Raw genomic sequence first — 12,569 nt, 5'->3', positions numbered from 1 at the left:
GATTAAATCGCGGCGCGAGGTTTGTAACCTAGTGGGCTAAGTAAAAACCGAGCAAAGCTTCCGCGTCCTGCTCACGCCCCTTACCTACATCCATGTAGGCAACAAAGAGTTAATCGTCCCTAGAAAGAACCCAAAGGGCAGTGCATGTTTGGTATTTATGCTGCGTTATCGCCTATTTATGGGGAGTAACCACACTACATAGGCTCTGCCTTGCCTAAAAACCAAACATACTGCTGTAAATTCACCCACCAAAGTTCAACACGCCCTAACAACTTATAAGTAGTGTCGCGTAATTTAAGTGCAGTTTGCATTAAAACAGCGATAAAAACGTAGAGCCCATACTTGCAAAGTAGCTACGAACGCCCTGTGACTTGGTATGTTCAGTTTTTATTTGCTCAGGGATATAGCCTTGCTCAAATGCTTTAATGTACACATCGAGTTGCTGGCTTTCTTTTAAGGTCGTGTTTTTTCCGTGCAGCATCATTTGCACTACAAAACACTGGCTTTGTGTAATGTTACTTAAAGTAAGATTTACAGTACCAGATTCAAGGTCTGCATTGCTCAGCGTTTTTTCAGTAAAATACTGCGCCCCACGCGCACTGGGCTGCGTTGCACTTAGTGAAATAACATCGCTCTCATTTGCGCCATCAGGCAACACACACTGCAGCGTAATGTTATGCGCAGCATTGGCTTTTAGCGATAGCTTTTCATATTCCATAGCGTGGCTCATCGCCGCAGACATAGAATCATCAAATGATTGCAGTGCAAATGTTAGTTGCACTAAGGGTGTACTCATCTTACTTAATCTTCTTGAGTCTATTCATTTATCGGATAGAGATTATCGCGGATCAAAGTTACAGATTTATGACTAATTGCATTATTTAGTACAATTATTGAGTAGTTTGATCAAAGAGGATCTTTTTGTTCTTTCTCATCCAACTTTGGAATGTTTTATCACACATCTGGAATAAGGAGCCATATATGGCAGTGCTTGTAGCGATGGTGCTTCCGTTCCTTATTTGGGTTCTTTTCATAGGGGACAGAATTTTGTTTTTAGGCTTAAACTATTTAAACAGAGATTCCCAACTAAAATTCTATACTTTATCTTTTTTGGTTTATTACTGTATGGATAGCGGTTTATTGTTGTACCTCATATTAATTGAGCGGTGTTAGCGGCCAAGATAAATGTCGCAATGCAAATGTTCTAAGGCGGTTATGAGCGAAAACCAGTTATTGAGATTGGCTAAATATAGTAGTTAATTGATTGGTCAAACTGCTTTTTGCGCATATATTCATGAAAATGCGCGCTGCGCGCAAATTGGATTATTAACTTCACCTAAAAACTTTAGAAAACTTAGTTATAGTAATACCTTAGGTAATTTGCTAAAACTATATAAAGTAGATAGATGAGCGTTATGTCGGCAGAAATATGCTTAATGAGCGTACTATTAAATTGCTAGGTGTTCGGCAGATCTTACAGTAGGGATATAACTTGAAAATTAGACACTTAGAAGAATTTGATCATAAAGATCTTCATAATATTTATAGCTTTACGGAAGTAATGGCAAATACATCACAACTTCCTTTTTTGAGCTCTTCGCAAGTTTCAAATCTCTTTTCAGCATCAAATCAATACACGTTAGTCGCAGAAGTTGATGGTAAGGTGGTTGGACACGTGACGCTATTCCTAACGGATAAAGTTCGGGATAAGCATACTGCTTCTATTGCCATCGCTGTTCACCCTGAAAGTCACGGACAAGGTGTCGGAAAAGCCTTGATGCATGAAGCAATCAATCAAGCTGATAATTGGCTTAATTTAGTTCGTGTTGAATTAGAGGTTCATGCTGATAATCTTTCAGCCAAAGCTCTGTATGAAAAGGTAGGCTTTGAAACTGAGGGCATTAAGCGTTTGAGTACATTCAAAAGTGGACGGTATATAGATATGGTTATCATGTCCAGAATCAGCCCTGCACATGGAATGAACGCATAACAAAGCGTTTAAGGCAGATTCGCAACGCATGGCATTCTTGGTTCAAATGAGTTTTGTGTTTACGGTGTAATGGTTTAGGTTAGACGTAGGCGTCACTCACTACTTAACGCGGCGTTATGTTGTTTTGCAAGTTAGTAGGAATTTTTAAAGGGATTTGAATTGAATGAAATTTTTCAAACTTACAGTGATAATATTATTTGCTTTAATTATTGGTGCAGCACTGTCATACCAGAAAATCATCTCAGACATATTGATACCACAGTATGTTGACTGGGCTTATGAAACTGAAAGAAAAGGCTCGGAGTCAGGAATTCCGCTAAATTCACGAGAATTAGCTTTGGCAGCTGATATAGGAATTCAAAAACCAGAGAAAGTCAGGATTGTACATGTTGAAGAAGTACCCTTTCCATTCGAAAACTTCGCTCTAAAAACACTAGGTGAAGCACTAGGTTTTATTGGTGAAGGTATTACCAATAATGCTCAGGCTTTCGGGTATTCTATTTATGTTCGTAATGGATATGAGCTCAATAGGCCAAAATTGGCTCATGAATTGGTTCATGTGCTACAAATCGAAAGATCTAGTCTTGACCAAGTGATAACTCAGCACTTCTCTGACATAGCTGAATTTGGTTATGACAAAGCACCTTTAGAAGTCGAGGCTTTTAAAGCAAATAAACAGTATGCAGCTGATTGGTAATTAAACGTTGAAAAATCACATTAAGTCGGTCGCAAGCTCCCTGGGACAGTAATACGTGGACTCAGTCGCTTCGCTCCAAATTTTAGCCCACGTGTTATTGCCCCTAAGCGGGATGTTAGTTGGCTTCAACCTAGTCAGCAGCACGGAACAAGTTTTCGGAGTATTTAAAAGTGGACTTTGTTATAGGCTTAATTCCATTTTTATTGTTCTATGTTTTAGTGAATTATATCCAAAGCACTATTGGGTATTACCCTAAACTAGCTAGAGAATATAAAACGGATTTAAGCATTTCGGATTCATCTATTTTTAAATCACGCAGTATGTACCTGACAAATATTGCAGATATTTCTCGTGAGAAAAATAGTGAATATAGGACTTGGCTAAATATCAAATCATTTGAGCAAGGGGTATTTATAAGCCAAAAACGGATGCTGATTCTACTATTTCCCAAGAGTTTTTTTATACCATGGGAGCAAATTAGCTTAATAAAAGAGAAAACTAATTTTCTTAAAAATCAATATCTTTATAAAGTCGAATATAAAAAAGAACCTATTTATATCATTACGAAATTCGATTTGTTAAAAAGCTCAACTAACAAGAAAATCAATAAGGACTAAAAACAGTGGGCTTTTGCTCCTGCGTCGCCTATTTTAGCCAACAATTTTTGGGTCAAAAGAGTCAAATTTTGACTTCATACATCAAGGTTTGCCAGTGCCTGCTGATGTCGCACTAGCGAAGTTTGCCAGAGTACGCCTATCAAATTAACTATATCCTTAAACCTTTAATGTACTTGAGTGGCTAGCAACGTACGGGTGATCCCTTCCAGCGTTAATTGAGAAATAAGCTCAATTCCAGCATTGAATGGGAAATATTCCAACTTCCTATTGGAAATTCACTTATCAAAGCCTCGCCTTATATAAAGCCCTGTTCCAAGCTTGAATGAGAAAGAACATATAAGCAAAGCTGTTTTAGTAACTTATGGGAATAAGAAAATTGCATCCGGCGGTTTCAATAGCGATTACTTTATATATAAAACAAAGGAGCTATTGAAACAGTTAAGCAGTATTTAGCTGCTCAGAAATAATACTTAAAAGCTCTTCAGCATCACTATATTCAATTTGAACTGCTCTGCTTATATCTAGTACTAAATTGTCTACTTTGGACTCAATATTGAACAATTTTTCATTAATGAATGAAAGAACTTCTTCGTTAGCGATGCTGCAAGCATCAGTGGCTAGTTTCATTGTGCTCGCTTTATGTTCATCATAGTTTTGAGCGTCCATAAAGTCATCCTCATAAAGTGAATCTGCGATATCAGGTATTTTTGAGTAGTGCCTAGTGAGATAAAAAATATCCATTGCGTCTTTACGTCTAACGCTATGCTCCCTTTCTAGCCATGAAATTAACTTCAACAATAGCATCCCAGCAGGCGATGCAACTTTAATATTAAGATTGGGGTTATTGGCAATTTCTACGTCTAGGGCATGTTTAAATGCTTCGTTAAAGCTTGTTACTGACATTCCAATATCGTGCTGTGGCGGCCAAGTAATAGAGTTACCATCACCAGCAATATTTCCAAATGGAATAATATCAATCTCCCAGCGCTCACCGTTAGGAACGGTAGTTACTAGCTGGTGTACTTTTGTTTGATCAGGGGTAAAACCATTTTTTAGCAGATGCTCCTTTAACTGTTCAAACTGGTCCCAGTTTTGGACTTGTATACCAAAATCAATATCTCTTGTACCTCGCTCAATTGCAGCACCGTAGCCATGGTGGAGTATAATGTCTCTGGCGGTAGCACCTATGACTAGGTAAGGGATCCCTAATGCTTCAGTATGGGCGTTTATTTTTTGATAAAGGCCAACTAACCCTCGTGGTAATTTACCAACAACATTAAGCGATGTGCTTTTCATAAAACCTCGTTGCAGCATCTATGTTTCTTGTGTCTCTACTAGCTAATAAATTAGCATAAATTAAATACGGGTGTGCTAAATGAGTCTTTGACCCAACAAGTTTTTCTATAGCTAAAAATGGCTCCACTAAAACTACTTTTGTTACTGCATCGTTTATATTATCTTCTGCTTTTACTTTTCGTAATCGTGCAGTTTTTAAAATGACTTTTTTATGTTCAGGGCTTACGTAAATTAGATAATTTTTTGTATTTAAATAATCATCATATTGTTGAACAGCATATTCGCCTCCCCATATGGCATTTACATTATTTAGTTCAAGTTTTTGTAGTAGCTCCGTGTTATCAGTAGTGAAGATTTCTTGTTTTAATTTAGCTTCAACAGTTACAGGATAAGCGTTTAACCACTTCTCTAGTAAAGCTTTTGAATTGTTGATTGTTTTAGTGTGTTGGTCTTTTTGAACTATAAACTCTTGATATATTAAATCGTCAATTACTTGTTTAACCGTTCCCAGTGCAACCTCGGCCATCTTTGCAATTGTGCGCATGGGTTTATTTACCAGCTCCGGTTGCACTAAAAACATAAATACTACTTTCATACCCTTGGGTTGAAATGCCTTACCTAATTGTTTGGCTAAGGCTATTTCATTGTGGGCTTTTTCGGGCTTATTTCCCTGAATATCAATATAAATTGGGGAGCAATTAATATACGTGTTACCAACTCGGTCTATAAAGGATGTATTTTGCTCCTTTAATAGAGCTGCTTGATTAGGGTTGATGTACTCAGTAATTAATAGGGCATTGGTTATCTGATTTTTTATTTTTAATTCAGCAATATACTTTTGTAAGGTGGTTATATTTAGGTGCTTTTTGCATTTAATAATTAAATTGCTTTTAACATTAGGCAAAGCGAGTTCGCCTTCAGTACACTCTTTTTTAAAAGCTTTATACTCTGCGCCTAAACTCGTCTGCAAGTTTAATTTCTCAATAGCTGCCTGTATTATCTCGTGGCCCATCATTTGTTCACTAAATTTAACTGTTCATTGTTTATGAACATAAATATAAATTGAACGCCAGTCAAGTTTTGTTCATTAATTTAAGCTGTTCATTTTTATTGAACGGTCACCATTAATGAACGAGGGGAGTGGCAAGCTCACAAGCTTAAATTGCCTTACTGTAATTAGTGGGATAAGTACCAGCCTGATAAGTTACCTTTAGAGAGTTTATAACAGCTCTATTAAAATAGCCCTGTGTTAAACGTAACGTTTAGCATAGGGCTTTATAGTTTTAGATTAACTGGCTTAACACGCAAGCGCATTAAAACGAATATTGCAGCCTTAATGAGATTGCATTGCCCGATGTGATAGTACCGCCCGCCTCAAAGTAGTCGGCTTTGATGTAGTCGGCCATAAACTTTATGTTTTTGTTTACGGTGTAGTTAACACCAAGTGCGTAGGTTTTTGCGTCTTGGTTTTCTTGCTTGAGCTTAAGTAAGCTATAGCGGCCAGTGAGCTCCCAGCCTGGCTCTGAGCTTGCGCCTAGTTTTGCGTTTTTATACTTGCGGTATCCGCCCGTTAGTTGATAACCAAATTGCAAATAGCCGCCTTCGTAATCATTGGTTGACTCTTCAATACTGGTTACTTGTGCTTGTTGCCACTCGGCCATCATGGTCAATCTGTCTTTAATCCATAACAGCTCTATACCTTGCTGCGAGAGGTTATCGGCATTAATTTTATCGCCTTCTATTAATGAGTCGGCGGTATAAACTTCAAGTGGCTCATTTACTCTAAATTCGTTACCGTCGTACTGCCTCTCACTAAATGCGACGCCTAAGTGTAATAGGTTGGTATCTTGCTGCCATGGCACCCAGGCTACCCGCCCTGTAATAGCTGATGTTGCTTCGTCTTCGTCGGGCTGATAATAACCAAGTTGCCAATTTACTGAGGCTATCTCTCCTGAAAGGCTAATACCTAAACTTCGCCCTGGCGAAAACGCTTCGCTTATCATGCTGCGTTCAAGCATTAATAAATTACGAGAGCTGGTTAGTTTTTCTAGGCCAAAACCTTCTTTTTGCTGGCCTATGGTTAAATCAGCATATTTCCAGCCTGAGTATTCTAGGTAGGCGTCTTTTATTTCGGTTTCGCCATCGGCAAAGCCAAGCTGAAATTTACTTTTCCAGTCTTTGCTTATGTCTGATTTAAAACTTAGGCGAGCGCGGCGTATTTCTGAGGTACTTCCTGAGCTGCTGCTGTCGTATTGCTCCTCTAATAATGAGGTATCAAACTTGTTGTAGTCGAGCATGATATAGCCGCTTAAATCTATATCGTCGTTAATTTTGGCAAAGCTTGCGTTACTAACAAAACAACAAAGTGTTGAAAGCGCCACGGTAGAAATAGTTAGTTTAGAGGTCATGTTAGGCTACCTTTGTTTGTTTTTCGGCTAAGTAGCTCACTTTTAGTTGGGCTACATCTTTTAAAAAGTCGATGTGCTCTATGTCTACAGCAACTACGTTTAGGCCTGTGCGCAGTTTTAAATCGTTGATGAGTGTGGCTTGGTTTTGCGGGGTTATGTTTTCTATGCGCTCGTAGCAAACGCTTTGTACTTCGTAGCGTTTTACAAATATGCTTGAGTCAATTACAAAGGCAATTAAGCAAATTATGCCGTTAAGAATACTTAGCTCAATTAAGCTCATTTGCCCTACAGAGGTAAGTAAAGCAATAGCAGTAACAAGGAATAAGTAAGTCATTTCTTTAATCGAAATAGACTCAGTGCGGTACCTTAGCATGGTAAATACGGCAAATAGACCAAATGCAAATTCCATTGACATATCAACGCCATGCAGCAAAAAGGTAATAATAAAAACGCCTACGCCAAATAAAATAAACGAGCCTGCCACCACTACATTTTTACTTATGCGAAAGTAACAGCCATAGCAAAGTACAGCCAGCGATAGGATGTTTACTAAAAAACGGGAAAGAAAAATAAGATCTAATTTTGTCATTTTAATTATTCTCTAAAGGTAAAAGCGGGTTAGTGCGGTTAAGGTGTTTTAAACGGGCTAAAACGGGTTTAAAGCGGTTTACTTTTAAGCGCTCGGGGTAGAGCAAAGCACAGCCAATGCAGTATTTACTAAACGAGGCAGGGAATATGTGGTGTTTGCTCATCAGCTTATAAAATGGCGAGTGTTTTGTTTTTTTACGTTGCTTAAGTTCGGCAATAAAAAAGCCCGGTAGGGTTATTTTGTTATCGCCTTTTGGGGTGTTGTACCACAGGTTAAAATCAAGCGTTAAGCGTTCGGCTTTTTCTTCGTTGGCTAAAGCTATACGGTTATAGCCGCTTTGTTGGGTTACGTTTAAATGTGCAAAGCTGTTTTTCATTTGTTCTTTCATAAACGCAGTACAATGAGCTTGCTCGTTGTTTTTTTCGAGCTTGATACGTGTTTTAACCGTACGGCTTTGATTGTTTTTTAGTTTTACTTCTAGGTATTCGGTGGCGGTATCAACGTAGCGTCTTTGGCGCACTTTGTATCGATTAAGCTTACCGTTATGGTGGGCTTTGTATAAATCAAGCTCGGGCGTATCAAAGTACTGATTATAGTAAGAAAATAAACGCTTACCTTGTATATCAAGCACACGGTACTGGCCTTGTAAGTGAGTTAGTAGCTCAGGTAAAAAAGACAGTGGCAGCATAAACTTGCTGTCTACACGGTTCATTAAGTTGGCGTTATTAAGATCTTTTAATCCGTAGCCTTCAAACGGGGTGAGTAGCTCGTTAATTAATGTTGATAATGGGCTATCAGCGTTTGGCTTTTCAGGTTGGGCCTGCTTATTTTTAGTGTTTATTGCAGTAATTGCTACTGGTGAGATTGAAGCGTCCTTTTCAAAAAATTCATCCTTTAAACGTGCTTGAATTGTCATAATTTTCTCAGACTATTAAATTGCAAAGTTACAGAGTGTAGTGCCAGCGTGCTGGCACTGCATGAAGGATGGGTTGTTTATCTAGCGCAAAAGCCGCTGCCGTCGCCGGCTGAGGGCAATGTGCCATCAAGCTGCGCGGTCATATTTGCTACGCGGTACTGCATAAACGACGTTAAACCGTAAAACTGCCCCGTAGTAGAGGTTAGGTTTTGCTCAAAGTAATCTGAGCCGTAAAAACTAGTGGGGTCGTTTTGTACGTGCTCACGGATTAAGTCGGCTATTTCATTTACGCGGGCACTAAATGTGTCGCTTGAAAGTGAACCATTAATAAGTTGCGTTAAGTAACTGTGGTACACATCAAGGTTGCTTTGCTCGGCAAATACATTAGCAATTAACGGGCGCTCATTTAATGCGCCGCTTACTGGCTCATCAATGTAGAGCTCTCTTACATCTACGCCATTACAATTCATGTTAAAGGTGCCAAATGACTCGTTAAAATCCCATGGCAAAATGCTAAATACGCCATCGTCATCGTAAATATAATAGTTATGAGCAAGCGTACCGTGGTAGCTATCTAAATTAGAAAGCGAAGTGCTAACCGACATATAACGTAAAAGTGTATCTACCTCTATGGCGCTGGTTTCGCCGTCATCGAGCGATTCTACAAAGTTAATAAATGCGCCGTTATCGGTGCTCTCTTCGTTAGTTTGTAAGTTTATGTCGGTGTAGCTTTGTATGTCGTCACCTAGCCATAGTAAATCGCTGCCTGTGCCATCAGGCTTGTATAAATCGCCGTTACTGTTGGCAAAGTGTTTTTCTACAAACTCACCATCTATGGCTTCTACCATTAAGTACAAACCAAATAGTTCGCCGTTTACATAAAAGTTAACGTAAGCATGCTCAGGCGTTGGTACGCCCATTTCATCCATTAGGTCGTAGGCAATTACTTCACGCATGTACGACGGGTCGTTAAACGAGTTTTGCAGTGTGAATTTTTTTAGCCCAAAAAACTTTTGGCCCGACACGTATTCGTTAATGTCGACCTTAAAGCTGTATCGGTCACTGCTAGAGTTGGCAACACTGCTTAAGCTTGAGCCGCCTTTAGTGCGAATAGCCACGCTATCGAGTGTTACACCGTTAAAAGTAATAGCAGTTTCGTGATATTCCTCATCAAGTGGGTTATCTAGAATGTCTTGCCAGTTTTCGTCGGTAATTGTAATAGAAAGCGTATTAACAGCTGTGGGTGTAAATGCGGTTGCAACGGTATTCTCGCTACCTGGAGTAGGGGTTAAAAACGCATGAGTAAAGTCGGTGCTGTTACTTAGGCCGTAACTAAAGCCTGTGGCTACATCGCTTTCGTCCCAATCAATGTAGTCAATTACTTCATCGTTGAGTATTAAGCTTAACTCGTCTTCTTTACCTAGTTTAAACGGTACGTAGTAAGTACCTGGATCTTCATCGGTGGCATAAATAGTAATGTATTGGCCTGCGTATAAATCTATGTCGGGCAGGGTTACTGGGTCTATGTCGTCGCTTTCATCAATAACTTGGTAGTTGGCTAAGTTAATAGTATTTTCGCTGTTATTGTATAGCTCAAACCAGTCGTTGCCATCGTCTGCAGCGCTTGCCACCACTTCGTTAATAACGAGTGGTCCGTGAGTTGCTTTGCTATTTTGACTAAGCTCTGTTGGAGTTAATACCGCTGTTGCATCGCTGCCATCTGGGTAGCGGCCATAGCTGTAACCACTCAAGGCTTGGCCTTTTTTCCACGATAACTGCTCTATAATTACATTGTTACTGTAAAGGCTTACGGTATCGCTTGAGCCTAATTTAAACGCTACGCTTGGGAGGTCGCCTAAATCATCGGTGCTGGCGTAAATACGATAAAACTCACCGGGCGCTAAAGTAATGTCGGGTAGGGAAAATTGCTCGTTATTGTCATCACTTAGTGTGTAGTCAGCTAAATAAACATCGCTACTGCTTGTTACATAAAGCTCTATCCAGTCCTCGGAGCCGCTGCTGTCTTTTGCTACTACTTCGTTTATACGCAGTGGGGCATCTTCAGCAATTAGCGTGGTAACAAGTGTTGAGGTGTCGGCTGTTTGGTTAGCTGTGCCCTGTGTTGGTGTTAATGTTTGCGCGGTGCCGGTGCCGTCGGTGTATAAGCCGTAGCTAAAACCTTCAGGGGCTTCGCCTTCTTCCCAATCAAGTACAGACACCGCAGTGCCATTTTCATAAAGCGTAACAGCGTCGTCGCTACCTAGTTTAAAGGTAACGTAATAACCGTTATCGGGCGGTGTGTCGGTTTCATCAATGGCTTGAATAACAATAAACTCACCTTGCGAAAGCGCTACTGCGGGTAATGCTTGAGGCTCTCTGTCGGCGTTATCATCAACAAGTGAAAATACCGACAAATCGGCTATATCTTCAGTGGCATATAGCTCAATCCAATCGTAGGAGGTATCACTTGGACTTGCGACAATTTCATTTATAACTAAGCCAGTTGACGTGATTGTTGATGATGAATCAGTACTTTGCTCTGTGCTAGTGTCGGTAGTTTGCTCAGCACCGCCGCAGCCATACAATAATGTAGTAGAGGCAATAACTGAATAAAATATAAAAGGTTTTATATTCATGTAGGCACGCTTATTATTTTATTAAAGTGGATAAACTATAAGAATAAAAGGTGCAAACAATGTGTAAACATTTAGTAAATTACGTTTTTGTGATGGTTTTATGACAGCTTTAAGGACGCGTTAACTGCAAACCTAGCAATAGTAAAGTGCGTATATTTAAACGTAAAAAAGCAGATACCTAATTAGCATCTGCTTTTTAATTTTTAACGAAGAATATATAATTAAGCTTGAGGTTTAATTAAGTACTTTTCGCCGGTGGCTTGTTTAGAATAAGCCGCGATTGACTGTAAATGTAATACCTCAGCTAATGACACTTCGTGCGTGTAGTTACTCGCAAATGTAGTGGTGATTTCATCAGCAACCCGTTTGCGCATTTTCATTACTGTATCTGTGCCTAATTTACCTAAGGCATTAAATAACAAGAACCCGTTTACAGCCCATGCAAAACCAAAGTTACGGTTTAATGTAATAGGGCCGCGGTCTAGTGCGCCATAAATGTACACTTGTTTAAATGTATCAGAGCCATAAATTGTGTGCTCTTTCATATCGCGCGCAGCTGCAACTTCCATACAGTTAAGAATGTCACTTGTTAGTTGGCCGCCACCAATAGGGTCAAACGCTATAGTTGCACCGGTTTCGATTATTGCAGCTGTTAGGTCAGCAAGAAAAGTGTCGCTGCTTGAGTTAACAATATATTTTGCACCCATATCGCGCAGTAATTTTTCTTGTTCTGGTTTGCGAACAATATTAATTAAATCAACGCCATCGGCAATACAAATACGGTTTAGCATTTGGCCAAGGTTAGAGGCCGCTGCGGCGTGAATAATGGCTTTATGGCCTTCAGCGCGCATGGTTTCTACCATTGCTAGTGCGGTAAGTGGGTTAACAAAAGATGATGCACCTTCTTTAGCAGTAGTCCCTTCTTTTAGCTCTAGGCAACTTTGTACATTGGCACATATAAATTGACGATACGTACCGCCGCCAATTACTGCAACGGTTTTACCCATTAATGCTTGTGCAGCAGGTGATGACCCCGCAGCTACTACGGTGCCTGCGCCTTCATTACCTACAGGGGTTGCTTTTCCAACACGAGTTTTAAGTGATGGCATAAATTGAGCTGGAACATCGGCAGTAATTACTGGATTTTCATCAGTACCCGATTGTTTTGCAGTAGACATATCAGCTGCGCTGAATAAAACGCCTAAGTCTGATGGGTTTAATGGTGCAGCTTCAATACGAATAACAACTTCATCGGCATTTGGCTTTGGCATCTCGATGTTTTTTAAGGCAAGTGTAAGTTTATTGTCTTCGCTGATAGTTGAAGTAAGTTGGATATTTTTATTTGTCATAGGTTTTTCCTGCAAAGAATTAAATTTGTTAAGCCAATAGCATTATTGTATTGGCGATCTGTCTTAGTAAT

11 protein-coding genes are annotated in these 12,569 nt (G+C 39.6%); 3 read left to right on the top strand and 8 right to left on the bottom strand.

Annotated elements, in window-relative coordinates; translation table 11 throughout:
- Positions 1–310 precede the first annotated feature (310 nt).
- Positions 311–796 (bottom strand): hypothetical protein, encoded by a 486-nt coding sequence (locus tag H5072_RS00170; RefSeq protein ID WP_010554987.1) that lies wholly within the window; start codon positions 794–796, stop codon positions 311–313.
- A gap of 696 nt (positions 797–1,492) precedes the next feature.
- On the opposite strand from H5072_RS00170, the gene H5072_RS00165 reads away from it, so the two are divergent.
- The 3 genes from H5072_RS00165 to H5072_RS00155 all read left to right on the top strand — a co-directional run bounded on the left by H5072_RS00165 (position 1,493) and on the right by H5072_RS00155 (position 3,304).
- On the top strand, positions 1,493–1,990 hold the full coding sequence (locus tag H5072_RS00165; RefSeq protein ID WP_002962781.1) for a GNAT family N-acetyltransferase: 498 nt from the start codon (positions 1,493–1,495) through the stop codon (positions 1,988–1,990).
- A 163-nt stretch (positions 1,991–2,153) separates the two neighbouring features.
- Positions 2,154–2,687 carry a hypothetical protein gene (locus H5072_RS00160; RefSeq protein ID WP_182692310.1) on the top strand — a complete coding sequence of 178 codons (534 nt, stop codon included), beginning with the start codon at positions 2,154–2,156 and terminating at the stop codon, positions 2,685–2,687.
- A 170-nt stretch (positions 2,688–2,857) separates the two neighbouring features.
- A complete protein-coding gene (locus tag H5072_RS00155; protein ID WP_138685222.1) occupies positions 2,858–3,304 on the top strand; it encodes a hypothetical protein in 447 nt (148 codons plus the stop codon).
- Positions 3,305–3,742: 438 nt separating this feature from the next.
- Here H5072_RS00155 and H5072_RS00150 read toward each other — a convergent pair whose 3' ends face one another.
- The 7 genes from H5072_RS00150 to H5072_RS00120 form a co-directional block, all read right to left on the bottom strand.
- Complete coding sequence (locus tag H5072_RS00150; protein WP_182692309.1) at positions 3,743–4,600, bottom strand: nucleotidyl transferase AbiEii/AbiGii toxin family protein; 858 nt, start codon at positions 4,598–4,600, stop codon at positions 3,743–3,745.
- The gene (locus H5072_RS00145; RefSeq protein ID WP_182692308.1) at positions 4,581–5,615 is read right to left on the bottom strand and encodes a type IV toxin-antitoxin system AbiEi family antitoxin; all 1,035 of its coding nucleotides are present in this window, start codon (positions 5,613–5,615) and stop codon (positions 4,581–4,583) included. The genes H5072_RS00150 and H5072_RS00145 overlap by 20 nt, the downstream gene beginning before the upstream one ends.
- Positions 5,616–5,913: 298 nt before the next feature.
- Positions 5,914–7,008, bottom strand: a complete 1,095-nt coding sequence (locus H5072_RS00140; RefSeq protein WP_182692307.1) for an OprO/OprP family phosphate-selective porin — start codon at positions 7,006–7,008, stop codon at positions 5,914–5,916.
- A 1-nt stretch (position 7,009) separates the two neighbouring features.
- A complete protein-coding gene (locus tag H5072_RS00135) occupies positions 7,010–7,597 on the bottom strand; it encodes a DUF4956 domain-containing protein (RefSeq protein WP_182692306.1) in 588 nt (195 codons plus the stop codon).
- Position 7,598: 1 nt separating this feature from the next.
- On the bottom strand, positions 7,599–8,513 hold the full coding sequence (locus H5072_RS00130; RefSeq protein ID WP_154904093.1) for a polyphosphate polymerase domain-containing protein: 915 nt from the start codon (positions 8,511–8,513) through the stop codon (positions 7,599–7,601).
- Between the two features lie 77 nt (positions 8,514–8,590).
- Positions 8,591–11,149: a CotH kinase family protein gene (locus H5072_RS00125; RefSeq protein ID WP_182692305.1), complete on the bottom strand. Its 2,559-nt coding sequence runs from the start codon at positions 11,147–11,149 to the stop codon at positions 8,591–8,593.
- Between the two features lie 221 nt (positions 11,150–11,370).
- Positions 11,371–12,498 (bottom strand): zinc-binding dehydrogenase, encoded by a 1,128-nt coding sequence (locus tag H5072_RS00120; protein ID WP_154904095.1) that lies wholly within the window; start codon positions 12,496–12,498, stop codon positions 11,371–11,373.
- Positions 12,499–12,569 lie beyond the last annotated feature (71 nt).

The sequence above is a fragment of the Pseudoalteromonas sp. SR45-5 genome, from assembly GCF_014163565.1.
Lineage (GTDB): Bacteria > Pseudomonadota > Gammaproteobacteria > Enterobacterales > Alteromonadaceae > Pseudoalteromonas > Pseudoalteromonas distincta.
This window is presented reverse-complemented; position numbering and strand designations above follow the sequence as displayed.